This is a genomic window from Cytobacillus sp. FSL H8-0458 (assembly GCF_038002165.1).
Classification (GTDB): domain Bacteria; phylum Bacillota; class Bacilli; order Bacillales; family Cytobacillaceae; genus Cytobacillus.
Window position 1 is genome coordinate 1,501,287 of the sequence record NZ_JBBOBR010000001.1, and the last position, 26,982, is coordinate 1,528,268.

General features: G+C 42.5%; 22 protein-coding genes. 17 read left to right on the plus strand and 5 right to left on the minus strand.

Going from position 1 to position 26,982, the window contains the following annotated elements; all coding sequences use genetic code 11:
• The first annotated feature begins 32 nt into the window (after positions 1 to 32).
• The 9 genes from NYE23_RS07165 (at position 33) to NYE23_RS07205 (ending at position 9,763) form a co-directional block, all read left to right on the plus strand.
• Entirely contained in the window at positions 33 to 869 is an 837-nt protein-coding gene (locus tag NYE23_RS07165) for a class I SAM-dependent methyltransferase (protein ID WP_341076613.1), read from the plus strand.
• The gene (locus NYE23_RS07170) at positions 866 to 1,906 is read left to right on the plus strand and encodes a FecCD family ABC transporter permease (RefSeq protein ID WP_341076614.1); all 1,041 of its coding nucleotides are present in this window, start codon (positions 866 to 868) and stop codon (positions 1,904 to 1,906) included. The genes NYE23_RS07165 and NYE23_RS07170 overlap by 4 nt, the downstream gene beginning before the upstream one ends.
• Positions 1,907 to 1,908: 2 nt before the next feature.
• Positions 1,909 to 2,673 (plus strand): ABC transporter ATP-binding protein, encoded by a 765-nt coding sequence (locus tag NYE23_RS07175; RefSeq protein WP_341076615.1) that lies wholly within the window; start codon positions 1,909 to 1,911, stop codon positions 2,671 to 2,673.
• A gap of 23 nt (positions 2,674 to 2,696) precedes the next feature.
• Positions 2,697 to 3,683, plus strand: coding sequence for an ABC transporter substrate-binding protein (locus NYE23_RS07180; RefSeq protein ID WP_341080633.1), 987 nt, complete (start codon positions 2,697 to 2,699; stop codon positions 3,681 to 3,683).
• A gap of 215 nt (positions 3,684 to 3,898) precedes the next feature.
• Complete coding sequence (locus NYE23_RS07185) at positions 3,899 to 5,095, plus strand: CbiX/SirB N-terminal domain-containing protein (protein WP_341076616.1); 1,197 nt, start codon at positions 3,899 to 3,901, stop codon at positions 5,093 to 5,095.
• Between the two features lie 146 nt (positions 5,096 to 5,241).
• Positions 5,242 to 5,718 (plus strand): CBO0543 family protein, encoded by a 477-nt coding sequence (locus tag NYE23_RS07190; RefSeq protein WP_341076617.1) that lies wholly within the window; start codon positions 5,242 to 5,244, stop codon positions 5,716 to 5,718.
• A 232-nt stretch (positions 5,719 to 5,950) separates the two neighbouring features.
• Positions 5,951 to 7,477, plus strand: coding sequence for a phytoene desaturase family protein (locus NYE23_RS07195; RefSeq protein WP_341076618.1), 1,527 nt, complete (start codon positions 5,951 to 5,953; stop codon positions 7,475 to 7,477).
• The gene (locus NYE23_RS07200) at positions 7,474 to 8,934 is read left to right on the plus strand and encodes a phytoene desaturase family protein (protein WP_341076621.1); all 1,461 of its coding nucleotides are present in this window, start codon (positions 7,474 to 7,476) and stop codon (positions 8,932 to 8,934) included. The genes NYE23_RS07195 and NYE23_RS07200 overlap by 4 nt, the downstream gene beginning before the upstream one ends.
• The gene (locus tag NYE23_RS07205) at positions 8,927 to 9,763 is read left to right on the plus strand and encodes a phytoene/squalene synthase family protein (RefSeq protein ID WP_341076622.1); all 837 of its coding nucleotides are present in this window, start codon (positions 8,927 to 8,929) and stop codon (positions 9,761 to 9,763) included. Before NYE23_RS07200 ends, NYE23_RS07205 begins: the two co-directional genes overlap by 8 nt.
• Positions 9,764 to 9,821: 58 nt before the next feature.
• Here the strand turns inward: NYE23_RS07205 and NYE23_RS07210 are convergent, their stop codons facing one another.
• Genes NYE23_RS07210 through NYE23_RS07225 form a run of 4 tightly spaced genes read right to left on the minus strand, consistent with a single transcriptional unit; the run spans position 9,822 to position 13,801 of the window.
• Positions 9,822 to 11,294 (minus strand): phytoene desaturase family protein, encoded by a 1,473-nt coding sequence (locus NYE23_RS07210; protein ID WP_341076624.1) that lies wholly within the window; start codon positions 11,292 to 11,294, stop codon positions 9,822 to 9,824.
• On the minus strand, positions 11,291 to 12,397 hold the full coding sequence (locus NYE23_RS07215) for a glycosyltransferase (protein ID WP_341076626.1): 1,107 nt from the start codon (positions 12,395 to 12,397) through the stop codon (positions 11,291 to 11,293). The genes NYE23_RS07210 and NYE23_RS07215 overlap by 4 nt, the downstream gene beginning before the upstream one ends.
• Before the next feature lie 13 nt (positions 12,398 to 12,410).
• The gene (locus NYE23_RS07220) at positions 12,411 to 13,073 is read right to left on the minus strand and encodes a lysophospholipid acyltransferase family protein (protein ID WP_341076628.1); all 663 of its coding nucleotides are present in this window, start codon (positions 13,071 to 13,073) and stop codon (positions 12,411 to 12,413) included.
• Positions 13,070 to 13,801 carry a carotenoid biosynthesis protein gene (locus NYE23_RS07225; protein ID WP_341076630.1) on the minus strand — a complete coding sequence of 244 codons (732 nt, stop codon included), beginning with the start codon at positions 13,799 to 13,801 and terminating at the stop codon, positions 13,070 to 13,072. Before NYE23_RS07225 ends, NYE23_RS07220 begins: the two co-directional genes overlap by 4 nt.
• 235 nt (positions 13,802 to 14,036) lie before the next feature.
• Between NYE23_RS07225 and NYE23_RS07230 the strand changes: the two genes are divergently transcribed.
• Entirely contained in the window at positions 14,037 to 14,723 is a 687-nt protein-coding gene (locus NYE23_RS07230) for a lysoplasmalogenase (protein WP_341076631.1), read from the plus strand.
• Positions 14,724 to 14,738: 15 nt separating this feature from the next.
• Here the strand turns inward: NYE23_RS07230 and NYE23_RS07235 are convergent, their stop codons facing one another.
• Complete coding sequence (locus NYE23_RS07235; protein WP_341076632.1) at positions 14,739 to 15,314, minus strand: CBO0543 family protein; 576 nt, start codon at positions 15,312 to 15,314, stop codon at positions 14,739 to 14,741.
• Positions 15,315 to 15,478: 164 nt separating this feature from the next.
• Here NYE23_RS07235 and NYE23_RS07240 point away from each other — a divergent pair, with 164 nt between their 5' ends.
• The 7 genes from NYE23_RS07240 (at position 15,479) to NYE23_RS07270 (ending at position 26,972) form a co-directional block, all read left to right on the plus strand.
• A complete protein-coding gene (locus NYE23_RS07240) occupies positions 15,479 to 16,033 on the plus strand; it encodes a DUF3231 family protein (RefSeq protein ID WP_341076634.1) in 555 nt (184 codons plus the stop codon).
• A 380-nt stretch (positions 16,034 to 16,413) separates the two neighbouring features.
• A complete protein-coding gene (locus NYE23_RS07245) occupies positions 16,414 to 18,036 on the plus strand; it encodes a GGDEF domain-containing response regulator (RefSeq protein ID WP_341076635.1) in 1,623 nt (540 codons plus the stop codon).
• On the plus strand, positions 18,037 to 19,080 hold the full coding sequence (locus tag NYE23_RS07250) for a HEAT repeat domain-containing protein (RefSeq protein WP_341076637.1): 1,044 nt from the start codon (positions 18,037 to 18,039) through the stop codon (positions 19,078 to 19,080).
• An 11-nt stretch (positions 19,081 to 19,091) separates the two neighbouring features.
• Positions 19,092 to 20,492, plus strand: a complete 1,401-nt coding sequence (locus NYE23_RS07255; RefSeq protein WP_445662612.1) for a glycosyltransferase family 2 protein — start codon at positions 19,092 to 19,094, stop codon at positions 20,490 to 20,492.
• Positions 20,489 to 23,737, plus strand: a complete 3,249-nt coding sequence (locus NYE23_RS07260; protein WP_341076641.1) for a hypothetical protein — start codon at positions 20,489 to 20,491, stop codon at positions 23,735 to 23,737. The genes NYE23_RS07255 and NYE23_RS07260 overlap by 4 nt, the downstream gene beginning before the upstream one ends.
• Complete coding sequence (locus NYE23_RS07265) at positions 23,738 to 24,109, plus strand: response regulator transcription factor (RefSeq protein ID WP_341076643.1); 372 nt, start codon at positions 23,738 to 23,740, stop codon at positions 24,107 to 24,109. It abuts the gene before it with no gap.
• On the plus strand, positions 24,099 to 26,972 hold the full coding sequence (locus tag NYE23_RS07270) for an ATP-binding protein (protein WP_341076645.1): 2,874 nt from the start codon (positions 24,099 to 24,101) through the stop codon (positions 26,970 to 26,972). Before NYE23_RS07265 ends, NYE23_RS07270 begins: the two co-directional genes overlap by 11 nt.
• The last annotated feature ends 10 nt before the right edge of the window (positions 26,973 to 26,982 follow it).

The window sequence follows — 26,982 nt, forward strand, 5'->3', positions numbered from 1 at the left end:
TTTTTAGGTTTTGAAAATTGAGGTGAAATTCAATGTTAAAAGAATCCCCTATGCAATACGATTATGAGAAGCTCTGGAAGGAAGGCATGCTGGATTGGCATGGCAGGATGCCGGAGCGAATGATTGATGATGAGCTTGAAGAAGCTTTTTGGATGCAGTCCATAAAGAAAAAAAGATACAAGGAAACAGATGAGTATGCCAAAAAGATCTACGAAAAAATGAAGGCGCATATCCCGGAAGACTCTACCTGTATTGAATTCGGTCCGGGATGGGGCAACTATACCTTTCCGCTCAGCCAGGATGTCAGAAGTTTAACGCTTGTGGATGGTTCAAAGAGTGTGCTCGCTTACTTAAAGCAGTACTTTGAAGAGGATGCCCCTATCCAGTTTGTACACAGCAAATGGGAAGAAGTGCATTTGGAGCCGCATGATGTCGTGGTTGGTGTGAACTGCTTTTATCGGATGTATGAAATGAATGAAGCGCTGAAGAAAATGAACAGGCTGGCCAAAAAGCGTGCCATTATCGGCTTAACAACAGGGCCTATTCAGCCTCATTACGTCCTATTGGATGAGCAGTTTGGCTATGACATTAATTACCCGCGCCGGGATTACATCATGATCGTCAACATGCTGTACCAGTTAGGCATTTATGCAGATTGTGAAATGATAAAGCTTGAGCGGGAGCATCGTTATGATACATTGCAGCAGTTAATTGATGCCGGGAGCAAGAAAATCTTATCTCCCCGGTTTGAACAAGCACATGTGGGTGCCTCCTTGGAACAATTTATTTCCAAAGAGGATGGCCAATATGTGTACCGTTACCCTTTCCATGCAGCAATCATCAGCTGGGAGCCTAAGAAGCATATATGACCAATGCACGATTTACTTTACTGATAGCTGCACTGGCCGCAGGGCTGCTTGCTTCCATGACCTTTGCCGTGATGGTAGGATCTGTGGACATTACCCCGAGCCTTATTTGGGCAGTGCTATTCTCCAAGCTGGGTATATTCATAGAAACAGATGCTTCTAAGGCACAGACAGTTATTATTTGGGATATACGATTCCCTCGTATCGTACTTGCAGCCATTGTAGGTGCCGCACTGGCCATTTGCGGGGCGGCCATTCAAGCATTAGTGAAAAATTCGATAGCAGATCCTTACATTCTCGGAGTATCTTCAGGAGCATCCGTTGGAGCGGCATCTGTCATTTTACTTGGTGCATTCAGCGTTTTGGGGGTCTATGCCATATCCCTTGCCGCATTTTTAGGTGCCATTTTTGCGGTCATGACTGTGTTTTTTTTAGCACGTGTCAATGGACGCATATCGGTCATTCGTCTGCTTTTGGCGGGGATTGCGGTTTCGATGGTATTATCCGCCATTACCAACTTTATGCTGATGATGTCCAAGCAGCAGGGCGGCATTCAAGCGGTCATGCATTGGATGCTCGGCAGTCTGGCAGGCGCGAAATGGTCCAATCTTGGCTTCCCATTTTTTTCACTGCTGCTGGTTTTTATTCTGCTGCTCATGAATTATCGGCAGCTTAATGCTTTATTGCTTGGAGAGGAAACGGCAGCGACACTTGGCGTTAATCTGGACCGGTTTCGAATCTTTATCATTCTCTTTGTATCTCTTCTGACCGGTGTGGTCGTCGCGGTCAGCGGAAGCATTGGCTTCGTCGGTCTGATCATCCCTCACATCGTGCGGATGATGGTGGGATCTAATTACAAAATGGTTCTCCCGATAAGCGCCCTAATCGGGGCCACTTTCTTAGTTTGGGCGGATATGGCAGCACGTATGGTGCTGGCGCCTGAAGAAATGCCAATCGGGATTATTACCGCTATTTGCGGAAGCCCATTCTTTATTTGGATGCTTAGGCGAAAGCGTTATTCTTTTGGGGACGGTGAATAAGGATGATCCAGGTCAAAAATGTGTCCCTTTCAGTGCCGGACAAGCAAATCTTAAACAATATCAATTTTACAGTTGAACAAGGGAGATTCGTTGGCATCATTGGACCGAATGGCAGCGGAAAATCTACGATGCTAAAAGTTATTTATCGTCATTTAAAACAAACGAGCGGTTTAGTAACGTTATATGAAAAAGATATTCTCGATATCTCACAGAAAAAGCTTGCTCAGGAGTTAGCTGTTGTCAGTCAGGAAACACCAGTGCTTTTTGATTTTACGGTAAAAGACTTAGTCATGATGGGGCGGACGCCATACAAAAAATGGCTTGCCGCTGACAACAGGGAAGACTTTGCCATTGTGGAAGAAAGCATGAGGCTCGCAAATGTGCTTTACTTGGAAAACCGCACGTTCAGCCAATTATCCGGCGGCGAGAAAAAAAGGGTGATGCTTGCTCGCGCCCTTGCGCAGCAGGCAAATCTATTAATTCTGGATGAACCGACCAATCACCTGGATATTGAACATCAATATCAATTAATGGATTTAGTGAAGGATCTGCCAATCACGATTGTGGCAGCCCTCCATGATTTAAACCTGGCAGCCGGGTATTGCGATGAACTCCTTGTCATGAACGATGGAGCTCTTTATATGGCGGGGACACCCGAGCAAGTCCTGACAGAAGAGACATTAAGAGAAGTCTTCCATATGCAAGCAGGTGTTTCGAAAAACCCATTTACCAAAAAACTTCATTTATTTTTTTACACAAACGATTAAATGGAATTGAGGTACCTATGAACATGAAAATCAGCAGAATTTGGGCTTTACTGGTCTTAGCGTCCGCATTATTATTGGCGGCATGCTCAGCAGAAGAAGCAAATACAGCAAAGGTGAAAAGTGAGCAAGCGGAGCAAACCGAGAAAGTGGTTATTGAAAATGAAGGATTTGTGAATGAATACGAAGAAGCGCCCAAGCGTGCTATATCATTGAATCAGCATGTGACCGAAATTATGCTGGCGCTTAGCTTAGAAGATTCAATGGCCGGTACGGCATTTTTGGATAACGAGATTTATGATCCCTTACAGGAGGCATACGACAAAGTTCCAGTACTGGCAGATCAATATCCATCAAAAGAGCAAGTCATATCAGAAGAAGCAGACTTTCTATATGGCGGCTGGGAAAGTGCCTTCAATGAGAAAAATATTGCAACACGTGAAGAACTAAAGGAATTAGGTATTAACAGCTACTTACAATCATCATCAGTGAAAGTGGCACCCACCCTGGAAGATGTCTATAGTGACATCCGCAGCATTTCAAAAATTTTCCGGGTTGAAGAACGCGGGGAAAAACTAATTGATCAAATGAATCAAGAAATTGAAGCCATTACATCACAATTGCCGGAAGTAAAAGAGCCGCTGAAGGTCCTGGTTTACGATAGCGGTGAAACAGATGTATTCACAGCCACACAAAACTTCATGAATACCCTTGTCACAATGGCAGGAGGCCATAATGTCTTCGGGGATGTAAAAGGAAACTGGGCTACCGTCTCAAAAGAAGACGCAGTAGAACGCCAGCCTGATGTCATAGTAGTGATAGATTATGGCTCAACAACTGCCGAACAAAAAATAGAATTCCTTAAAAAGGACCCGGCCTTAAGCCAGACACCAGCCGTACAAAACGAACGCTTTGTCATCCTGCCTTTATCAGCAGCATCTGAAGGAGTTCGAGTTGGGGAAGCGCTTGAGGTTTTGGCAAAAGGATTTTATCCGGAGGTTTTTAAAAACTAGGTTGTTTTTTTACATTTTGTTGGAGTAGAACCTTAGTTTAACCGCTGAGTTGATTGGAGCGGAGGGCACTTGACTCCAGTTAGAGCAGCGGGACAGGTGAGACCCCACAGGCGCAGGCGCCGAGGAGGCTCACCGCACGCCCCACGAAAGCAAGTGTCTGGAGCGGAAATCAACGGACCATTTTTAACTGAAATTTTATAGAGGGAGGACACCAAATGACAACCTGGAATCTAACCCAAATGCAGCGTCACCTGCTCATCTGCAACGGCGCAACCTGTATGGGAGCAGGCGCAGAAGAAGTCACACAGCAAATACGCGATGAAATTCGGAAAAACCGTTGGGACGAGCATATTCATACATCCCGGACCCGCTGTAACGGCCGCTGCAAAGACAAATGCGTCGTCATTGATTACCCAAAAGGAACCTGGTATTCAGTCCAGCAGGAAGAAACAGCCCGCAGCATCGTTCATGAAGCAGTGAAAGAAGAGTCAATCATCTATTCAATGGAACACGGGGAACGCAAACGCAATGAAAACCGCATTAAAGGAATTGATAAATACAAAAAAGGAAAAGGGCCAATGAAAAAAGCTGTCTTATTTGTCGGCCATGGAAGCAGGATGGAGGCAGGGAATAACGAAGTCCGCCGATTCATCGATCAAATGAGAAACGACATTGACCCAGCTCTTCTGGTAGAAACCTGCTTCTTAGAATTTGCATCCCCCAATATTGAAGATGGCATTCAGCTTTGTGCTGAAAAAGGGGCAGATGAAATCCATGTCATTCCCATCATCTTATTACATGCCGGACACTCCAAGCTGCACATACCGGCAGAAATTGAACATGCCAAAGAGCACTTCCCTGATATTCAATTTACCTATGGCCAGACCATAGGGGTTCATGAGGAAGTTCTTGAAATATTAAAAACAAGACTTGCTGAAACCGGCTTTGATGTAAATCAAACACATGAAGATACAGCCATTTTATTAATCGGACGAGGCGGCAGCGATCCCTATGCCAATGCAGATTTTTATAAGATAAGCAGATTGCTGTGGGAAAAGTTAAATGTATCATCCGTTGAATGTGCCTTCATGGGGGTCACAGCGCCAACCGTCAAGGATGGTATGAACCGCTGCATTAAACTGGGTGCCAAACGAATCATCATGCTGCCCTATTTCTTATTTACCGGCATTTTAATGGAAAGAATGAACAAAATGGCCGAACAGTTTAAAGAAAGCTATACTCATATATCCATAGATATTGCAGAATACTTCGGCTACCATCCAAAGCTGAGAACCGTCCTGCTAGAGCGAATGAACCAGGCCCTCGATGGCACTTCAACAGGAATGCAGGACCTGGAAAATTTCCGTAAGTATGCGGAAGAACATGGCTATGAACATCATCACCATCATTAAAATGAATAATTCCTATATGATTATTATTCCGGCTGCCAATTGGCAGCCTTTTTTGATAAGAAGTGTTTAGGTGCAATGCTCTAGGAATAAATACATTCAAAGTGGGTGAATTTAGTAATATCTGTAATAGGAAAGGCTGATCATATATGGAGAAAAAATTATTAAACCTGCTTCTCGGATTGTGCATTTTTTCTGTTCCATTTTTGTTTAAAGGGAAAAAAATGAGGGAGACTTTAGTTGTTTTTTTCTCGAAAGGCGTTCTGGCTACACTGATTGATGCCTATGTTGTTGGAACGAAAAGAGTAGAATATCCGGTCCGCCCCTTTTCGAGGATTTTTAAAACCAACCTGATTTATGATATTTTGTTTTTCCCGCTTTTAAGTGTGATTTGGGTTAAGATTTCTTACAATGACAATCTAAGAGATATCTTTCTCAAAAGCTTGATATTCAGTGTCCCAATGAGCATCGCTCAATGGTATTTTGAGAAAAACACAAGACTGTTCAAGTGGAGGAAATGGTCCATTTTCCACACTTTTGGGAGTGTGAATTTCACTTTATTCACGATAAGAGGGTTTGTTGGGTTTATTAAAAAATTGGATCAAATTAGGGGCAATGAAGCATAGCATAGCTCTTTCTAATTTGCATCTGTCATGGTAGGGAACCTCATCACGATGATTTTTGGATTAAAATAAAATGGTGTATATTCAGTCTAAAACCGCTCTGCGAAGCGGTTTTTTTATTTTTCCGCTAAAGGAGCACATTCAATCAAGTAAAAGTGTAGCAATGAGTATATAAAGATTGTATAATAATTGTACATTATTTGTATAAAGATATTATACAAGGAGGCTCATGAAGTTGCCGAAAAAAATGATCGTGATCGGAGCGGGGCCTGGAGGACTGGCTGCAGGTATGATGCTGGCCAGCAATGGTTTTGAAGTGGAGGTCTATGAGAAGCAGACTTATATAGGAGGACGCAATTCACAGATCCGGCTGGGAGAATACAAGTTTGATATGGGGCCAACCTTTTTGAGCATGCTCCATATAGCAGAGGAGCTCTTCCAGGCATCAGGCAGAAACATGCATGACTATATACAGGCTGTTGAACTTGATCCCATGTATGAGCTTATATTTGAAAATAAAAAACTTCTGATGACACGTGATGCGAAAAAAATGAAGGCACAAATTGAAGAGCACTATCCTGGGAATGGTGAAGGCTACGAACGATTTATGAGAGAAACGGCCAAAAAGATGGAAGCTTTAACACCGATTCTTCAATCCAGGATGGACCGTTTCAGGCACCTGTTTCAGCCGAAAGTTATCAGAGCGCTGCCCCAGCTTGAAGTGACCAGCACTCTCTATGATGTGCTTTCACGCTATTTTACAGAAGAAGAACTGAAGCTTGCATTCACATTCCAGTCCAAGTACCTCGGGATGTCACCGTGGGAATGTCCGGGCGCCTTTTCGATTCTTTCCTATATGGAACACGCATACGGAGTATTCCATCCCATTGGAGGAGTGAATCAGTTATCAGAGGCAATGGCAAAGGTAATCAAAGAATACGGCGGAGGCATTCATACAGGCTGCGGAGTGAAAAGGCTCTGGTTAGAAGGAAAAGCCGTTAAAGGCGTTCTTTTGGAAAATGGAGAGCGCAAGGAAGCCGATGAGGTCATCATTAATGGAGATTTTGCCCACGTCATGACTAATTTAGTTGAGAAAGGAACGCTGAAAAAATACTCCCAGGCAAAGCTTGAGCGAAAGAAATATTCCTGTTCTACGTTTATGATCTATCTCGGAGTAAACAAACAGTTTGATCTGCCTCATCATACAATCGTGTTTGCAAAAGATTATAAGAAAAATGTTGAAGAAATAACAAAGACACAACTGATTTCAGATGATCCTTCCATTTATATCCAGAATGCAAGTGTTACAGATCCTACACTTGCACCTGAAGGCAAATCAGCATTGTATATCCTCGCGCCGGTGCCCAATAACTTTAGTGCCATCAACTGGGAGAAGGAAAAGAAGCGCGTGAGAAAGCTTATTTTGAAAACACTGGAAGAAAAAACAGGGTTTAAGAATCTCGAGGACTATATTGAGGAAGAAAGAATCATCACCCCTGCGCAATGGGAGAAAGATATTTTGGTTTATAAAGGCGCAACCTTCAACCTGGGCCATCAGCTTTCCCAAATGGTTGTTTTCAGGCCGCATAACCAATTCGAAGAGCTGGATAACTGCTGGCTTGTCGGCGGGGGAACCCATCCGGGAAGCGGGCTGCCGACGATTCTGGAATCAGCGAGGATTACGGTAAATGGCATTCTCGGGCAGAACGGGCAGCAAACGGTAAGTGTTGCTCCACTGCCGGCTGTGGAGGGTTTCCTATGAAAGCAGCCATAATTGGTGGAGGCATTGGCGGCATGATGGGTGCCCTGTTTCTCTCCAGGCAGGGTATAGATGTCACGATTTATGAAAAAGAGAACCGTCTTGGCGGAAGACTTTCATTTATTGAAAGAGGAGGGTTCAGAATAGATGAGGGTCCGACCATCGTGCTTCTGCCGGAAATGCTGCAGCAGATGCTTGATGAAGCGGGAATCAGCAGGCATGATTACGAGCTGACCGCATGTGATCCTCTTTATTCCATACACTATCGAGATGGTTTAACTTATACGAAGTATCCTGATTTAAATAGGCAAATGGAAGAAATTCAACGTGTGTTTCCCAATGAAGCAGAGGGTTTTAAACGTTTCATGAAGGAAGGGAAGATGCGCTTTGAGATCGGGAAACAGGCTTTTCTGGAACAGGAATTCTCCAATCCCAGAGAGTTTTGGACCCGCAATAACTTAAGGAAACTATTAAAACTGAAACCTTATCAATCTGTTCAAAAGCTGATGTCAGCCTATTTTCGGGATGAAAGGCTGCAAGCCGCTTATTCGCTGCAGACCCTTTATATCGGAGGAGATCCTTTTCATGCGCCGGCCATGTATTCACTGGTCCCTTTCAGTGAACATGAGCATGGTGTGTTCTACTTAAAAGGCGGGTATGCGAGTCTGGTTAAGGTCCTGGAACGGGAGCTTGAACGGAGAGGGATTAGCATTCAATTAAACTCTAACGTTGCGAAAATCATAAAAACAGGGCAGAGGGTGACAGGGGTGGAAACAGCAGAGGGTGAACAGCACTATGATGCGGTTATTTTTAATGGGGATTTTCCGCACTTAACCAGTATCCTGGACCAGCCAGTCAAGCGTTCCTTTGTTCCTTCATCGGGCTGTGTCCTGCTTTATTTTGGGCTGAATCGTGTATACAAAGAGGCGAATGTCCACCAATTCCTGATGGGCGGAAATTTCGCAGGCAACATGAAGGATGTTTTTGAACGAAAGCAGGTGCCGGAAGACCCTGCCATATATGCGTTCCATCCTTCGGTCATAGATGACAGCCTGGCACCTGCGGGGAAAGGTGTTCTATACACGTTAATTCCTGTTCCTTCTGATACATCGATAGACTGGAAAAACCAAAGGGACTGGATAGACCAATTAATCACCAGATTGGAACAGGATGCTTTCCCTGGGCTAAGAGAAACGATTGAATGGATGGAAATCAGGTCACCGGGGGATGCCGAAACGTTCGGTTTATTTAAGGGAGGCAGCTTTGGCATTGCCCCTTCCTTATTCCAGTCAGGTGTTTTTCGTCCACAGGTAAAGCCATATCCTCTCGAAAACCTGTATGCGGTCGGCGCTTCGATTCATCCCGGAGGCGGCATTCCGATCGTAATGCAGGGAGCCAGGCTGATGGCAGAACAGCTGCTTCAAGACCGATCCGGAAAAGGAGTGAATGTCCATGCTTAGTGTAGAAGAGGCGTACAATCATTGTGAAAAGATCATTGCCCATCATTCCAAGACCTTTTACAAAGCATTCTCGATGCTTGAGAAGGAAGATTTTAAAGCCGTTTGGGCTATTTATGCTTTTTGCCGAAGGGCTGATGATATTGTGGATGAAGGTGACAATCCTGAAGCAGAGCTAACCGTATTTAAGCAGGAATTTGAACTGTTCTTAAGAGGGGAATATAATCCGGAAAATCCGATCTGGACGGCATTAAACGACGTTTTCAGCCGCTATCAGATGGATGAAATGGCGTTCCGTGATCTACTGAAAGGGCAGGAAATGGATCTTTCGATTAATCGGTATGAATCGCTTCATGAACTTCTGGAGTATTGCTACCGGGTTGCGAGCACAGTGGGATTAATGCTCCTGCCGATCCTTGCTCCGAAAAAAATTAATGTTCTCAGGGAAGGTGCCATCGCTCTGGGGCTTGGGATGCAATTGACGAATATACTAAGGGATATTGGTGAAGATCTTGAGAGAAATCGCATTTATCTTCCGGGGGACATCATGAAGAGAAATGGATTAACTGAGGGGATGCTTCTTACAGGAGACAGTACATCCGATGCATTCAGGAATACATGGGAGCAGCTCGCAGACTACGCGGAGGAATTCTATCAAAAAACCTTCCAGACGATCGATGAATACCCGAATCATTCCAGATTTGCCGTTAAAGGAGCAGCTTTCCTATACCGTGAAATATTGCCCACGATCCGGGCAAAACAATACAAGGTATTCCACGAAAAGCATTTTGTAAAAGAGGAAGCCAAGAAGGCGATTCTGACCAGTATTTAACAATATAAAAAAGGGCAAGAGGAGCGAATGATGTGCTTCTCTTGCCCTTTTTTATATGCTATCTTTCTGCCTTGATAACTAATTTGGCTGTATTCATGCCGCTTAAGGTCACGATCGGCGACCCGCCGCCGGGGTGTGTGCTGCCCCCGGCGAAATAAAGATTGGCGATATCTTTGCTTGCGTTCCGGGGACGCAGAAAAGCATCTCTTTTCCGGTTGGAGGACGGTCCGTACAGCGCCCCGCGGAAAGCGCCGAATTGGGATGCGATGTCCGCGGGAGTATAAACCTTTTCCTCTGCGATATGCGGTTTTAAAGAAAGTCCGAATGAAGCAAGCTTATGATAGATAAGCTCTTTATATTCTTCCGGATCTGCCTGCATCTTCCCGTCAGCAGGCAGTGCAGGTGCATTCGCAAGGATAAACAGATTGCTCCCTCCAGGCGACTGGGCGGGATCTGTAAAGGAAGAGCTGCTGATATAAATGGTGGGCTCTTTGCTGTACCTTTTGTGTTTGAATAAGTCTGTGTATTCCTGCTCATAGTCATCTGAAAAGAAGACGTTATGGTGCCTGAGCTGAGTAAACTGCTTATTGACCCCTGCAAGCACGACAAAAGCGGAAGTGGAAGGCTCCATTTTCTCTGCTTTAGAATTCGTGAAGGAGGGGCGGTGACTTTCATCCACCAATTCAGGAAAAGCTCTCAGCAAATCTGCATTCAGAATGACATAATCCCCGTATATCTTCTCACCATTATCAAGTTCAATCCCAATGGCTCTTTTGTTTTTAACGCAGATTTTCTTTACAGGTGTTTCACGGTGAAGCCCGGCACCGAGTTTTCGGGCTAACGATGCATAGGCTTCGGCGATTTTCGTGTTTCCGCCCTGCACATAATAAACTCCGCCAATCATTTCAAGGTAAGCAATCATGGCAAAAGTCGCAGGGGTCTTAAAGGGAGAAGAACCGATGTACGTGGAATAGCGATTAAAAGCCTGAATCACATGTGAGCTGGAAAAATAGTTCCGGAAAAAGCTGTCCAGGCTTTGTGCCGGCCTCACCCGCAAAAGGGCTGCCCCGATAGACGGCGATAAATAGTCCCTAAAGGAGCTGAATGTTTTCGGCAGGAAGTGTGCCTCTGATAACTTATATAATCTTGTAATCTCTTTTAAGAAATCATCGTATTTATGCGCTGGATCGATCCGATTCAGCTGGTCTATCATATGATCTCTACTGCTTGAAAAGTCAAAGATGCTGCCATCTGAAAAGACGTTTCTTGTATGATTCTCAAGCTTAATCATTTGGAAATAATTCTCTGCTCTTTCGCCTGTCTGCTCTATCACTTTCCGGAATACTTCCGGCATGGTGATCGTATTCGGTCCGAAATCAAATGTATAATCCCCCAATGTCACAGGCATTAATTTCCCGCCAAAATGCTTGTTTTTCTCAAACAATTCTACTTGAAATCCATTGCTGGCAAGTGTTACAGCTGCTGATAGCCCCGCCAGCCCGCCACCGATAATGATTACTTTTTTCTTCATGTATAGTGCCTTCCTTTCCAGCTATAAGGCTTTTTCCTCAACGATCTACACATCGAGACATTCATAATTGTGATTAGTGCGGCTGCTGATAACGGCATGAAGAAAGATAGAGAAAGAAGCTGATTTGCTTTCCAGTCCACGGCCATGCGCTGCAGGACAGTCAGGAGACAGGGGAGGGCATAAACCGGCTGCAGCGTCCATAGCCCATACACCAGCAGCAGTCCGGGCAGTACATAAAAACATGCATAAAACAGGCTTAGGAGAATGACCATTGTGACAGAACGGCCAAGGCCTGCAAAAATATTTTTTACAAACCCTTCCCATACCTCGCTATTCTTTTCATACATCCGGCACGAAACGTCAGCACTTATATCGGCCAGACAGACGCTGAAGCCTGATGTTTTCATGTTTTTGGCCAGCTGAACATCCTCCACGATAGAAGATTGGACGGAATAGTGCCCGCCCATTTCCTGGTAAGCTTTTCTTTCAAAAAGCATGAATGCCCCGTTGGCAGCCGTTGCGGATGGCATCTTCCCCTTGTTTGCCATGCGGATAGGAAGGTGGAACAGGACAACAAAGTGCATCATGGGAATCAGCAGCTTGCTTAAAAGAACCGGGACATCAAAAGAAGGGAATCCGGTTAGCAGCTTGCTGCCTTTTTTCATTAAGAGTGCAAGCCCCTTTTCAATTACTGTAGGGGATAACCGGACATCTGCATCAAGGAATAGGAAGTAATCTCCTTTTGCTTCCAGCTGGAGCTGATGACAGGCATGCACCTTGCCAGCCCAGCCTGAAGGAAGTTCTGTTCCTATTAATATCTTAAAGCGGCTGTCTCCGGCGGTGTGGTCCCTCAGCAGTGACAGTGTCCGGTCTGTCGATCCATCATCCAGGAGAATGATTTCCACATTTGGATACGTTAGGGATTTTAGACTGCTGATCAGTCTGCTTACGTTCCGCTCTTCGTTCCTTAAGGGCACCAGGATGGAAACCAGCGGCCGAGAGGATTCATTTAAATCAGGAGCAGGCAGGCCGGGCAGTCCGCTCATATTCCAGAGTGTCCACAGCATAAACAGGGTGAGACTTATGATTAAAAATATGAGCATTCTTTCACCCCCCTTAAAGTAAGTTAATGAAAATCTTCTTATTTTCACTGATCACTTCGGATTTCAAACCATCCAGAAGGTTCGTGCATGTCTCTTCCAGAGATGCTGTTTTTTCACGCCTGGAGCTTCCCGGCAGGCCTGTGCTATACAATGGGCTGCCTGCGTTTATCCATACTTCAGGCTTTCGTTTATGTGAAAAAGAATAATAGAAAGCGACAGGGATAAAGGGGATCTCTGGAAGCTTCTCCTGCAGATATAAAGGTCCCTGCTGAAAATGCAGCGGCCGTTTTTCCAGGTGGAATTCATCGCCCTGTGGAAAAATCCATATACTGCTCCCGTTTTTCAGCAGCTTCTCAGCAAACTTCATTGTTTTTATGGTTTCTTTTGGGCTTGAGCTGTTGATTGAGAAGGCTCCAAGTTTTTTGAAATATGGGAACTGCTTCAGCCCTTGTTCATGCATCATGATATACAAATCCTGCTGTATTACGGTCTTTGTCAGATGATAGTAGATGAGCCCATCCCACCAGGATGAGTGGTTGCAGACAAAAATGGAAGGGGAGGCTGGCTGGACCCCGGTGTTCTGCCAATACACTTTGTCAAAGGAAAAGGACATCAGCCTCTTATGGAAAATGGAAAACAGTTTATCAAATATAACGTCTTTTTTTGCTTCAATCATGCCTGTTTCCTTTTTAAAGCCGTAACTATTGTCACTCCTGCCAGTGACGCTGTCAGGATGCCTGCCGGCCAAAGTCCGCCTGTAATGGCAAGCAGAACAAACATGGCAATGGTGAGGGCAAACAGCAGGAACATCCGCTTTTCCCATAGTGCATTCGTGTTTGGAGTAAAGAATAAGATAAACAGATGCAGAACAAATGCGACAAGAAACCATCCCAAAAAATTGCTGAACGGAATGTCATAATAGACGCCGGCTTCTTCCCAAATCCAATATTTCTTAAGCTTAAAGGCGACCGGATCAATGATTAAATCGATGATCACAGCAATACTGGCACCGATCACAGGCTGAAGAAGCTTTGTGCCTGTGATGGCCGCAGCCAATGCATGAGAGGTTCCCATTACCATCAGCCAGGCAAATCCAATGGCAATCGGAACGCCGAATAAATTGGGGGCAAACCGATCTGTGTAATGATACTCGCCAAATAATATTCCATAAGATGCTCCTATGAATTCTGCAAGATAGGAAAATAGGAAAATAACCATGCTGATCAGATACCCTGTTCGTCCAAAGAATTTAGTGAAATAAACAATTGCCAGAAGGCCGCTTAAAATGAGAAAAACAGCATTCGCCCATTCAAGCCAGACAGGCAGCAGATCAAAGCTGAGCAGAAACACTCCGCAAATATACCAAAATAGAAAAATACGAAATAAGACATTGTCAAAGGTCATCGAAATCTCCTTATCATTTATTATACAAATATTATATATTATTTATACAAAGAAGAGAACCAATATAATCCCTTTGAAGGCTTATCCCGTTATTAATGGGTTTAATGTTTATGCGGAAGGATTATTTACGGCTATCTTGAATATGAAACAGACAGGGAAATTAAACAGGAAGGCTGTGTGATAGAATGCGGGATGAAAAGATGGAGAGTCCAGTAGACAGGGAGGCAGATTACATTTGAATAACCGGCTGGTTCCAATGTTAATTGGATTGATGGCTATCCTATATATTTTCATTGTTCCTTCTGAACCTCTCACAATCAAAGTTACCTTTAAGCTGATTCCTATGGTGCTCATTATTCTTTATGCATTGCAAAGACTCCCTGCCAGACCTGCGCCCGCATTGCGTTTAGTCGTTATTGGCCTGTTTTTCTGCATGCTTGGTGATGGATTCATTGCTGTATCGTTTGTATCGGGGCTTGGAGCTTTTCTTGTTGGTCACTTATTTTATTTGACCGGATTTTTAAAAATGTCTCAGATGACAAAGTTCCGCCTGGCAGCCATCATCCCGATGGGCTTGTACTCTTTGATCATTGGCAGCCAGCTGATTGCTTCCTTATCCGAAGCAGAAAATGATGCATTAGTTATTCCGGTTATTGCCTACATGCTGGTTATTTCAGTAATGGCGTTATCAGCCATCCTAACAGGGAACAAGCGGGCCATTGCGGGAAGCATTTTATTTGTAATCTCTGATTCCATCCTTTCATGGAATATGTTTGTTTCAGATATTGTCTATTCAGATGTGTTTATCATGGCCACTTATTACTCTGCCCAATTCCTGATTGCCAAAAGCCTTGCCTCTATTGGGGAATTGGCAGAGGATACGGCAGCCATACCTGAACCAATAGCAAAAAAGACTTTCTGATAAAAAGGAAAGTCTTTATTTTTTTCCTGTTTCCTTTTCCAGACCTTGAAAACTCTCCACTCTCGTTATCCAGTACCCGATGTAATAAAGAGTGAGAAAGATGACAAAATCATATAAAGTAGACCAGTTTTTGGGGTTATAAAAATCGATGGCATCAAAGAAATTCATCCCTCCAAATGCTCCAATAGCAGAGAAGAGTATTCCTTTAAAAAAGCTATTCATCTTAGGCTTTATTTGAAGGGCAAACATTACCCCGACTGGAGCCAATGAGAAGTGATACGGCAAAAATAAAAAAGGTGCCAGGGGTATAATAATCACAGGGTAGGACCATAACCCCAAAGATAGTGCTGCCAGATCTATTGTCAGGGATAAAATGATGACTGCTAATCCAGCCATGAGAAGACGTCCGGTGCTGTCTTTCTTCCTATACTTTAACCATATCAGCCAGGGAATGATAAACAAAGCAAGTCCGGCCCACCATTGCCACGTAGTAATAAAATCATTCTTCACTATATTCGCGAATACAGAGCTTAAATCCGTAAATTGTTCGTATGCCTGTTCAGACTTGGCCAGTCCTTTTTCAAACGCCATGTCCAATCACCTATTCTCTCTAGTTTAGTTTCCAGATCATTCATTCGTATTTACAAAGGCTCTCCACGCCGCTTCACCTATGCTAATTAAGCTGAGAATCTGACGAAAGCTATGCATTTTTTCTCATTCTGTAGACAACATATACAGTATAGGAGGTAAAAAAGATGCCTAATCCTTTAGAAGCAATTTTTAATATGCTCAGAATTGCGATTGATAATACCAATGAACCTAAATCACCCTTGCATGTCATTGAAGTTGGGGACATGTGGACGTATTTAACATTGGTGGAGGAGTTCATACGCTACGAAGAGATTGGATTGAACACGACTGCAGATGACGAAGTGAAAGAAATGCTTACCGATGTAGTAAAAATATGTGAGTCACAGGTCAAGAGACTAAGCTCGTTTATGAGAAAAGAAGGAATTCCTTTACCTGATGTAACCTCAGCAAAACCTCATTCAGCTCCAAATGAGATTCCTTTAGGCGTTAAGCTGACTGATGATGAAATTACCAATGGGGTTGCCTTCAAGTTAGTTACATGTTCAACCGCCTGTGCTAAAGGACAAGCAGACTCTGTCCGTAATGATGCAGGCAATATGTGGACTGAATTCTTTTTAGAATGGACAATTTTCGGAGCTACTTTAAAAACACTAATGAGGAAGCGGGGATGGCTGAAGGTGCCTCCGTATTATTACGCTCCAGGTGCTCCAAAAATGTAAAAACACAATTCATGTCAGAATTGGGTTTTTACTCTGGGCAGGACCAAAAATCTGTCAAAGATTTTCCTGCCATTCATAAGTATCTTAAGCGGGCAGAAAAAAGACATTAAAAAATGTAACAGCTTATTTACAATCAATATCATTATCCTCTATAGTATATTGAATCCAATTTTTCTCAACAGGCTTTTAACAAATAATCCTATTATTGCTTTTCATGAGGAAGAGAAGGACATATAAAATAATCCAGGTTTGAAAGCCTATTATTAATGCTTTAGACTAATGATATGGAAGATTTTTGTTATTTTTGGTTTAGTAGTCTTATTTAAAAATAGAAAAAGTACTTTTGACCACTAGCTACTTTTATAAACGAGGTGTACGTAATGGAGCTGAAAAAATATAAAGTTCTATTATTTGAGAAGATAAAAACGCAGATTACAGACTGGTTTGAAAATAATTTGTCTCAGAAAATAAAAAAAGAAGAGGTATACAGGTTCCTGCATTCCATAAAGGGTACTGCTGGAACACTGCAGCTCACCGGGCTCCATCAGCTGGCAGATAATCTGATATCGGATATTGAGGGTATGGATGAAAAAGAGGATTGGGATAAGGAAGCTTTACGAAATTATCTTTTCGATTTGATTGAAATGAGCTATGAGTATGAGCATTTCCAAAGCACATTAAAGCAGCAGGCTCCGATAAGAGTGGAAAATGCCCCTCTTATTCAGCTGATTGATGATGATATTTCCATGCTGATTCTCCTGAAAGATGCTCTCGAAAGCAGGGGCTGGATGGTTATTGCCAGTACTGATGTGGAGGTTGCAGCAGAGCAGTATTATGATCATCGTCCAGATTGTTTAATAATAGATATTAATTTGGAAGGGGAAAGTGGTTTTAATTTTTTGGAGAATTTACAGAAACATACCCGAAATAAGTATGTTCCAAAGATTATGATTAGTGTAAACAATGATCGGGAAACAAGATTAGACTCATATAAAATGGGGGCAGATGATTTTATTTCCAAGCCAATTGACTTAGAAGAATTTCTATTGAAGATAGACAGGCACTTAGCAAATAAGAAATTATTTGATCAATCTGTAATGATAGATGAATTAACCCGAGTATATAATAGAAGGTTTTTTGAAGATAGTTTAGCAGTATTTATGAATGAACTATCCAGAAATCATCGGACATTTTCACTGGCAATTCTCGATCTTGATTTTTTCAAACATATTAATGATACATATGGCCATCCGGCAGGTGATACAGTCCTTGCTGAATTTGCAAAGTACTTAAAAGAAAATGTCCGGCAAACAGATTATGTGTTCCGATATGGCGGCGAGGAATTTGTCATCTTATTCTCTGGCGCTACAGATAGCGAAATCAAAATAGCTCTTGAAAAGATTTTACAAGGGTTTTCGGAAAAGAGGTTTGAACAGTGCGGCAATTCATTTAGCGTTACTTTTTCTGCAGGAGTTTTTATGGCCGATCAGCCGGGGATAGAGAAAGAAACGATTGTAAGGGCTGCTGACCAGGCTTTATATGAAGCGAAACAAAAGGGAAGAGCAAGAGTGGAAAGCGGTAAAGCCGATCCTATTGCACAGCATAAGAAAAAGCTTTATGTCTCCGTTATTGACGATGACTCGATTATTAGAATGATGCTGACAAAGGTTCTCAGCAATATGGAGTTCGATCATGCAGACCTGGATATCCAGGCATTTGAAGACGGGCGGAAATTTCTGCATTCGAATCGAATAGAAGAAAAGGGGCCGCATTTTCTCGTTCTTGATGGGATAATGCCTGTAATGGATGGCCTTGAGGTTATGCAGGAAATGAAACAGTCGAAGAGAGCCAAGGACATTCATGTTCTTATGCTGACAGGGCGAAAAAGTGAGCAGGATATAGCACGTGCATTGAAACTTGGAGCTGAAGATTACGTGACAAAGCCATTTAGTCTTACAGAACTGGAAGCTAGAATTCAGCGTTTAATTAAGAGGCTTATCTAAATGCTGAAGAATGAAATATTCTTCCTCGGTCTATTAACTGCTGTCATTTCCGGATTGCTGCTTCTCATTCTGTTGTACCTTGTCATAAGAAAATGGCTGGAAGATCGAGAGCGCAGAAATATTAATGAATGCATTGAAGCCCTTAGCCCGCTCATCTTTGCCTATATTACTGGGGGAGAGGCAAGCAGGCACTTCCATTTGGATAATGATATAAAAAGGAAGGCCGCAGAAGAGGTTCTGAGTAAATTCGCAGCCAATTTAACAGGAGAAGGGGAAACGAGAAAACTTAGGGAGTTTGCTGACAGGAATCTGAGAAATTACTTCAAGAGACAGTTAAAAAGCAGAAGGTGGAGTACCAGAATGAATGCACTCTACACTATCGAAGATCTGCATTTCATTGAGTTACAGCCTCAAGTTTTAGAGGCAGCCATAAAAGAGAGAATATCACACGATGAAAAAGTACAATCCTTGAGAATACTTGCGGTATTTCAATTCGAGGGAATCTTTGAGCTTCTTTTGTATAATAGTGAAAACCTATCGGACGGTGAATTAAGGAATATCATCCTCCGGCTGAATGAAGACTTGTTCAGTCATTTCATTACAGATTTTCATAGGGCTAAAAACCCGTTGAAATATGCCATAATTGATTCTGCTGGAATAAGAAAAGAATTTAAATATTTACATTTCATTGAGTCAGTTTATGCCAGCTATGATGGGGAGCCTCGTTTAAGAGCAGTAAAGGCACTTTCTTCATTAGGGATGGTTGAGGATATAATACCCTATCTGGACTTGCGTCATTCCGAGGATTGGAAGGAAAGAATGATGGCTGCGAAACTCTTCGGTTCACTAAGGGAACCTGAACTCATGCCATATTTGCTAGACCTTCTCCATGATCGTTCCTGGTGGGTAAGATCTCAGGCTGGGCAATCCATTATGATGTTCCCTCGCGGAAAGGAAGAATTGCAGATTGTACTGGATACCTCGGATGATTCGTATGCAAGGGACATGGCCTGGGAATGGATGAATAAAGGAGAATTTGGTTGATTATGGCTCTAATGTGGGGAAATATATTGGTCGGATTTGCTGCATTTATAGCAGTCTTTATGGTGCTGGTCATCAGTTTCTATTCAATTATTTTATTAATCTCAGTTTTTCAGTTAAGAAAGGAATATTTGCTGAACCGAAACCAGACATTTGACGAGTATATGAATGAATCTTTCGCAAAACCGGTTTCCATCATTGTACCAGCATATAACGAAGAAGCAGGCATTGTTGCCAGTGTGAGATCCCTTTTGAGTATAGATTATCCTTCTTTTGAGATTATCGTTGTCAATGACGGTTCAAAAGATGACACTATAGAAAAAATGATTACTCATTATCAAATGAAGGAAATTAATCCAGCCGTCAGGAAGCAGGTTCAAACAAAGTCTGTGAAAAAAGTTTACCAGTCCATTTCTCTTCCAAATCTATATTTAATAGACAAAGAGAATGGAGGAAAAGCTGATGCATTGAACGCAGGAATTAACTTTTCCCATTTTCCTTATTTCTGTTCATTGGATGGAGATTCTGTACTGGAAAGGGATGCTTTCTTAAAGGTAATGAAGCCTATATTGGATTCTGATGGGGAAGTGATTGCTTCGAGCGGAAGCATCCGCATTGCAAATGGCTGTGAAATACAGGACGGCAATATTTTAAAGGTTGGCTTAGCCAGGGAGCCTTTGGTCATCATGCAAATAATCGAATATTTAAGGGCCTTTTTAATGGGAAGGATTGGGTTAAGCCGGCATAATTTACTTCTGATTGTCTCTGGAGCCTTCGGTGTTTTTTCCAAGCAATGGGTCATTGATGCGGGAGGCTATAAAACCAATACAGTTGGCGAGGATATGGAGCTCGTAGTAAGGCTCCATAGACTTATCAGAGACAAAAAGCAAAAGAAAAAAATCGTCTACGTCCCTGACCCTGTTTGCTGGACAGAAGTTCCGGAAAGCACGACATACCTTAGAAGACAAAGGCGTAGGTGGCATCGCGGATTATTTGAAAGTCTGTGGACACACAGGAAGATGACCTTTAATCCAAGATACGGCCCTATAGGGTTTATATCCTTTCCATACTTTTGGATCGTAGAGTTTTTAGGCCCGATAGTTGAATTATTGGGATACATTTATGTGGTTATCTCCCTATTTTTGGGTGGTATCTATCTTGAGTTTGCCATCCTGATTTTTCTGCTATCGTGTTTATATGGTTCACTTTTTTCCATGGCCGCCGTTTTGCTTGAGGAATGGAGCTTGAGGAAATTTCCAAAAATCTCTGATTTAATCAAACTGTTTTTCTATTCATTGACTGAAACGTTATGGTACCGGCCATTGACGGTTTTTTGGAGATGTGAAGGAATATGGCAGCTGGTCAAAGGCGATACAAGCTGGGGAGAAATGAAAAGAAAAGGTGTTTCCGGATGAGACAATTTATCAAAGGGCAAACAGCCGTTTTTCTGTTTGTTTTTGCCGTGCTGACCGTTGTTTCCAGTCCTTTCTGGTCATGGTGGCTAAAGCAGGATCAAAAACTGAATGTGTTTATTTTGGACAAAACAGTGCCGGATGACTCTTATCGGGAGCATAAGGGACTTATATGGATTTTAAATAATGAAAAATATATCAAATCAGATGGGGATCGATACAGTATTGAGGCTGATTACAGCGGCTTTAAACCAGGAATGAAAAATGAATATAATATTAAGCCATTACCGGACGATCTCGAAAAATATCAGGTTCTTTACCTTGCAGATACGTATGGGGTTTATGAGGAAGAATTCTATGGAAGCAATCCATTGGGAGAAAGGTCTTCTAATCTATATGGCGGGCTGCAGGAGGAGGAGGTTATCCAGCTGGAGGAAACGTTAGTTTCCTCCAAAGGGAAAACACTCATTGCAGAATTCAATACGTTTGCAAGTCCTTCATCAGATGAGGCCCGGCACCGATTGACCAATTTATTGAATATCAGCTGGAGCGGGTGGATTGGGAGGTATTTCCCTGACCTATCGGGCAGTGAGGTTCCTATATGGGTAAAGGAAAACTATGGAGACGGAAATTGGGGTCTTAAAGGTCCCGGTCTCGTATTTGTGAACTCGAATGATTACGTTGTTGTTGTCGAGGAGAGTGAACTGGAAGGTAAAGGGGTTGAGTTCCGCTTTACTAATAAGGGCGAGGATTTCTTCGGAAAGAAGGGAGGAGCGCCCTATCGATATTGGTTCGATGTGATCGACGCTAGAAATGCGGATGAAATACTGGCTGAGTATTCATTGCCTCTTACTAAAACAGGAAAAAGCAAGCTGCAGAATGCTGGAATTCCTGACACCTTCCCAGCTGTTATTCAGCACAGCAGCGCTGCCTATTCTTCCTATTATTTTGCAGGCGATTATGCAGATGAAGCAGAAGTGCCAGCTATTTATCAGACGAGAGGACTGGCCAAATGGAAAGAACATTTTAGAGCCAATGATTCTTTTTACTGGGAAGCGTACGTCCCAATGATGAAAAAGGTGCTGCAGGAAAAGCCGAAGCTGGCGAATAGCAAACACACCCCTGAAATAGATGAGAACAATGGAATTCAATTCAATAGCCATACAAGTGAAGATTATATACAAATAATGAAAAATGGCACCTGGAAAGATTTGCTTATAAAAGGGGTCAATATGGGAATAGCCAAGCCTGGCAAATTCCCGGGGGAAACAGGAATTACTGAAGCTGAGTATTTTCGCTGGTTTAAAGCAATTGGCGATATGAATGCCAATGCTATCAGGATATACACATTGCATCCCCCGGCGTTTTATGAAGCATTTCATAAATATAATCAGATCTCGGAAAAACCATTATTTTTATTCCATGGTGTCTGGGTCAACGAAGAAACACTGGTAAAGGAGCAGGATGCTTTTTCAGATGCTGTAACCGATGATTTTAAAAGTGAAATGATGAAAATGATTGATATTATTCACGGTAAAGCTGTCATTGAGGAGAGGCCAGGGCATGCTTCAGGTGAATATACATTTGATATCTCACCATATGTGCTTGGCTTTATGGTTGGTATTGAGTGGGATCCGGAGGTTGTCAAAGGCACGAATGATAAACATAAGGGACTTCAGCAATTTTCCGGAGAATATTTCCAGACAGCTGATGCCAGTCCGTTTGAAATCTGGCTTGCTGAAATGATGGACTATGCCGTGAATTATGAAACCACGAGCTACGAATGGCAGCATTCGATGAGTTTTACCAACTGGGTAACAACTGATTTTCTGGAACATCCTTCAGAGCCGTCTGTTAAGGAAAATATGGTTTCTGTAAACCCTAATCATATCCAGAGGACAGATAAGTTTCACGCTGGCCTTTTTGCCTCTTATCATGTATATCCATATTACCCTGATTTCCTTAACTATGAAGAGAAGTATGTCAATTATATCGATTCAAAAGGGGAAAGGAATAATTATGCAGGCTATCTTCATGATTTAATCGCTGAGCACAACATGCCAGTTGTGATTGCTGAGTTCGGAGTCCCTTCGTCCAGGGGGATGACCCATGAGAACGCTGGGGGCATGAATCAGGGATTTCACTCCGAGGAAGAACAAGGAAAAATAAACAGCCGGCTGTATGAGTCCATCGTTTCTGAAGGCTATGCCGGCGGTCTTGTGTTTTCCTGGCAGGATGAATGGTTCAAGCGAACCTGGAATACGATGGATTATGATAATCCTGACAGGCGTCCATACTGGTCGAACAGGCAAACAAATGAACAGCATTTCGGTCTGCTGAGCTTTGAACCAGGTAAAAATGAAGCTGAAATATATGTGGATGGCATTACAGGTGATTGGAAAAAGCTGAATGAGAAACCTGTCTACAGTTCTGGCAGTAAGAATTCTTACTTGAAGGATATGTATGTTCGTTCTGATGAGGAACACTTATTTATCCGGCTGGATTATAATCGTCCTATTGACCTGGAGAATGAGGCCACCCGTTTGCTGATCGATACCATTGCAGAGCAGGGACAGACTAATATTCCGATTCTGACCGGAAAGGTCAAAACGGACTTCGGAGTTGATTTTATGGCAGAAATAGGCGGAAAGGATAAATCCAGGCTTTTAATAGATAGCTATTATGATACATTCTACTATCATTATAGCCACATGCTGAATATGATTCCGAATGAAAGCTATGCCATTAAAAAGGATAATGGAGTCTTTCATCCTATCAGGCTGGCACTGAATAAGGAATTAACTATTCCATCAACTGGGGAAACGAAACCGTTCAAATCCTATGAGACAGGTAATTTACAGTTTGGTAATGCAAATCCTGCTCATGAAAACTTCAATTCATTAACCGATATAAGCATTAGCAAGAATAAAAAAGTAATGGAGATCAGACTTCCGTGGGCATTGCTTAATATTAAGGATCCAAGCCAGAAAGAGATAGTTGGGGATGTATGGAGAGAAGGTCTCACAGGCAGCCAAAAAATTGAGGGATTAAGAATTAGTGCAGTGTCGACGGACAGAGAAGGTATCTTGGATTCTTTTCCAAAGATGCAGGATGGAGTGCTCCAAGGAAAAGATTCTGCCTATTATTCTTGGGAACTGTGGGAGGAGCCAGATTACCATGAAAGGCTTAAAAAGTCCTATCATATTATGAAAAAATTATTTGACTCCGTAGAGTTGGGAGAGAAGTAAATGAAAAAGATATTGATTGCTGAGGATGAAGAAATTCTGCGCATGCTTATTGCTGACACTCTGGAAGATGGGGACTTTGAAGTCGATGAAGCTGAAGATGGAGAAGAAGCCCTGAAGCTGCTGGAAAAAAAGGAATATGATTTGGTCATCCTGGATTATATGATGCCTGGACTTACCGGTCTTGATGTCATCAGGAAAATCCGGGGTGAGCAGGCTCTTAACAAAGATGTGAAAATATTAATGTTATCTGCCAAAAGCCAGCAAAATGAACAGGAAGAGGTTTTAAAGGCAGGGGCCGATTATTTCATGGTTAAACCATTCAGCCCTCTTCATTTATTTGAGAAGGTTGGAAAAATAGTAGATGAAGCTTAATCATTTTATAAAAAAGAGCCTGACCAGGCAGATTGTTGCGCTTATGGGAGTATTCGCCCTTCTCTTTCTGGCGGGAACCAGTATTTTAATTTTGCTGCAAGAGCAAATAAACAGCTCTTATTACAAAGAACGCGAAAAGCTTGTAAAAAAAGAAGAAATTGTTCAGCAAATTGATCATAACTTCAATCTCGTCTTTTTTGATGTCAGAGGCTACTTCGCCTTTGGGAATTCTGAATTAAAAAACCAGGCTGCTGCCTTAAGGCCGCAGATCAGAAAACTTATCAGTGAATACAATGGCATTGCTTCAACCAATGAAGACAAAGCCTTTGGGAAGGAAATGGATGAATTTGCGGATTATTATTTCATTGAAAGGCTTCCCGTTTCCATCGAATATTTTGAAGCAGGCCGTATGGAAGAAATCATTAAAATGGCAGATTCCGGTGCTACTGCAAGGATTAATTCCTTTCAGGAAGATATTCAGGTTTATCTGCAAAATTTGAATGATGAGCTGAACGGCAGGGTACAGGATTTAATCCAAAAACAATCTTATATTCAAACAGGTTTTTTTCTTTTTCTTGTTGCCATTCTGGTGATCCTGTTTCGGATGATCCGCATTATGTTCAAGCAGGTAGGACAGCCGCTTACTCAGTTTGCCAATGCTGCAGAAGAAATTGCCAAGGGAGGAAAGGCGGAACTGAATGTAGGGCAGGATCGTATGGATGAATTAGCAGTCTTGTCTGTTGCCTTTCAAAAAATGGTGGTGACCCTGCAGGAAAAAGAGCAGGATTTGCTTGCTCAAAATGAGGAGCTTCTTGCTCAGCAGGACGAACTTCAAGCACAGAGGGAAGAATTGGAAGATGCCCTTGGAACCATGCAATCAAATGAGATAAAACTTGAGCGCCGGAATGAATTGATTAATGGCATCTCCAATTCGCTGCAAAAACAGGAAGTGCTGGAGAGCATTGTGATGAATATGTCCAATGTCATTGAAGCGGATTGCGGGATCATTGTGATGCTTGAAAATGATGAATCTGCTTCATTTGGCATTTCATCTTTGGGAGTAGAACAGTTCAAGAATCATTTGAGAAGCGGATTAATTGAGAGGCTGAAACAAACAAAAGAAGGTTTTGCTGTTAAGAGACAATTGCTTCAAGAAGAGAAGGGCTACCATGTAAGAACCGTTTTCGGCTATGACCTTTATTTGCCGGTTATTTCTTCAAATCAAGAGGTTACGGCTGTCATGGTGTTCACCAGATACGGGTTTCCTTTTGCACAGACGCATATGGATGAATATTCGGCACTATCAAAACAGATTGGGCTGTCGCTCGATAAAATCAGTTCTTATGAAAACTCTGAAGCTAATAGAAAATTAAACCAGGATATCCTCAACACTGTAAAGGAAGGTCTGCAGTATGTTGACAGGGACGGCTGCATCCTGCAGGTCAACAAACAGCTTTGCGAAATGTTCCACTGCGAGGGTGGGTTTGAAGGGATTGTTGGACTGACCTGGGATAAATGGAGCGTACTTCTAAAACAGCAGGTAGAGGATGAAGATGGTTTTACCGAATTTATCTGGCGGGCCTTTAATGGTGAAACATCCAGCGGGGAAACGTTTGTTTACAAAACAAAGGATAGTGGGAATGTCTTCCAGATGTACTGTGAAGATCTTTATCAGAATAATGAGTGTGTTGGAACTGTATTGGTGCACAGGGATATTACAAAAGAATTTAAAGTAGATGAAGTGAAATCCGAGTTTGTCAGCACCGTCAGCCATGAATTGAGAACACCGCTTGCCAGCATTTTAGGTTTCTCGGAGCTGCTGCTGAACAGGGAGCTCAAGGCGGAAAAGCAGAAGAAATATATGATGACAATATTAAATGAAGCCAAGAGGCTTACTTCCCTGATCAATGATTTTCTTGATGTTCAGCGGATGGAATCCGGCAAGCAAACGTACGAAAAAAAATATATAGAGCTTCTCCCTATGATTGAGAAAGTAATAGATAATCAGCAGGTGCAGACGGATGTTCACAATATTACATTGGAACCATTTAGTGGAAATGATGTCATTCTTGGTGATTCCTGCAAAATCGAACAGGTTTTTTCCAATTTGATAAGTAATGCCATCAAGTATTCTCCATCTGGAGGCACAGTAAATATAAGGTTATACGAGGAAAACAGCCTGCTTCTTATAGAAGTGCAAGATCAAGGACTGGGAATTCCGGAAAATGCAGCTGCGGATATTTTTAACAAATTTTATAGAGTGGACAATTCAGATCGACGCCGAATTGGCGGAACTGGGCTTGGGCTTTCCATTGTTCAGGAAATAGTAAAGGCTCATGATGGAAATATAAGCGTCAAATCAAAATACGGCGAAGGAAGTACCTTCACTGTATCCTTTCCAGCTGTCTATAAGCCTTCCCATGGACTGGATGAGAACATTCATCAAAGCGGCACACGCTATGAAGTGCTGGTCATTGAAGATGATCAAAGTCTGGCAGAACTGTTTATTCAGGAGCTTACGGAAAACAATTTGCATGCGAAGCATTTCAATAACGGAAGGGATGTCCTGGCTTATTTGGAAAATCACCTGCCTGATGCGATTGTTTTGGATATCATGCTTGATGAAGGGCTTGATGGATGGAGTGTTATGAAGATATTAAAACGAAATGAAGTGTTAAGTCACATTCCAATTATTATTTCAACTGCACTGGATGAAAAAGAGAAAGGCCTGTCACTGGGAGCTCATGAATACCTAATAAAGCCTTACCAGGCGGGAAGCCTGTCGATGGCCATTATGCAGACACTGCTTAAGGTGGGGAAAGCCGGTCAGATACTGATTCCTGAGAATTCACCCGGTGATTAAAACATCTGCT

What these genes read in the sequence shown, in the direction of transcription:
- NYE23_RS07210 (WP_341076624.1), bottom strand. Translation starts at nt 11,294, where the DNA reads ATGAAGAAAAAAGTAATCATTATCGGTGGCGGGCTGGCGGGGCTATCA.
- NYE23_RS07240 (WP_341076634.1), top strand. Translation starts at nt 15,479, where the DNA reads ATGCCTAATCCTTTAGAAGCAATTTTTAATATGCTCAGAATTGCGATT.
- NYE23_RS07200 (WP_341076621.1), top strand. Translation starts at nt 7,474, where the DNA reads ATGAAAGCAGCCATAATTGGTGGAGGCATTGGCGGCATGATGGGTGCC.
- NYE23_RS07235 (WP_341076632.1), bottom strand. Translation starts at nt 15,314, where the DNA reads ATGGCGTTTGAAAAAGGACTGGCCAAGTCTGAACAGGCATACGAACAA.
- NYE23_RS07265 (WP_341076643.1), top strand. Translation starts at nt 23,738, where the DNA reads ATGAAAAAGATATTGATTGCTGAGGATGAAGAAATTCTGCGCATGCTT.
- NYE23_RS07255 (WP_445662612.1), top strand. Translation starts at nt 19,092, where the DNA reads ATGTGGGGAAATATATTGGTCGGATTTGCTGCATTTATAGCAGTCTTT.
- NYE23_RS07185 (WP_341076616.1), top strand. Translation starts at nt 3,899, where the DNA reads ATGACAACCTGGAATCTAACCCAAATGCAGCGTCACCTGCTCATCTGC.
- NYE23_RS07215 (WP_341076626.1), bottom strand. Translation starts at nt 12,397, where the DNA reads ATGCTCATATTTTTAATCATAAGTCTCACCCTGTTTATGCTGTGGACA.
- NYE23_RS07225 (WP_341076630.1), bottom strand. Translation starts at nt 13,801, where the DNA reads ATGACCTTTGACAATGTCTTATTTCGTATTTTTCTATTTTGGTATATT.
- NYE23_RS07245 (WP_341076635.1), top strand. Translation starts at nt 16,414, where the DNA reads ATGGAGCTGAAAAAATATAAAGTTCTATTATTTGAGAAGATAAAAACG.
- NYE23_RS07165 (WP_341076613.1), top strand. Translation starts at nt 33, where the DNA reads ATGTTAAAAGAATCCCCTATGCAATACGATTATGAGAAGCTCTGGAAG.
- NYE23_RS07170 (WP_341076614.1), top strand. Translation starts at nt 866, where the DNA reads ATGACCAATGCACGATTTACTTTACTGATAGCTGCACTGGCCGCAGGG.
- NYE23_RS07190 (WP_341076617.1), top strand. Translation starts at nt 5,242, where the DNA reads ATGGAGAAAAAATTATTAAACCTGCTTCTCGGATTGTGCATTTTTTCT.
- NYE23_RS07180 (WP_341080633.1), top strand. Translation starts at nt 2,697, where the DNA reads ATGAAAATCAGCAGAATTTGGGCTTTACTGGTCTTAGCGTCCGCATTA.
- NYE23_RS07250 (WP_341076637.1), top strand. Translation starts at nt 18,037, where the DNA reads ATGCTGAAGAATGAAATATTCTTCCTCGGTCTATTAACTGCTGTCATT.
- NYE23_RS07270 (WP_341076645.1), top strand. Translation starts at nt 24,099, where the DNA reads ATGAAGCTTAATCATTTTATAAAAAAGAGCCTGACCAGGCAGATTGTT.
- NYE23_RS07220 (WP_341076628.1), bottom strand. Translation starts at nt 13,073, where the DNA reads ATGATTGAAGCAAAAAAAGACGTTATATTTGATAAACTGTTTTCCATT.
- NYE23_RS07260 (WP_341076641.1), top strand. Translation starts at nt 20,489, where the DNA reads ATGAGACAATTTATCAAAGGGCAAACAGCCGTTTTTCTGTTTGTTTTT.
- NYE23_RS07205 (WP_341076622.1), top strand. Translation starts at nt 8,927, where the DNA reads ATGCTTAGTGTAGAAGAGGCGTACAATCATTGTGAAAAGATCATTGCC.
- NYE23_RS07175 (WP_341076615.1), top strand. Translation starts at nt 1,909, where the DNA reads ATGATCCAGGTCAAAAATGTGTCCCTTTCAGTGCCGGACAAGCAAATC.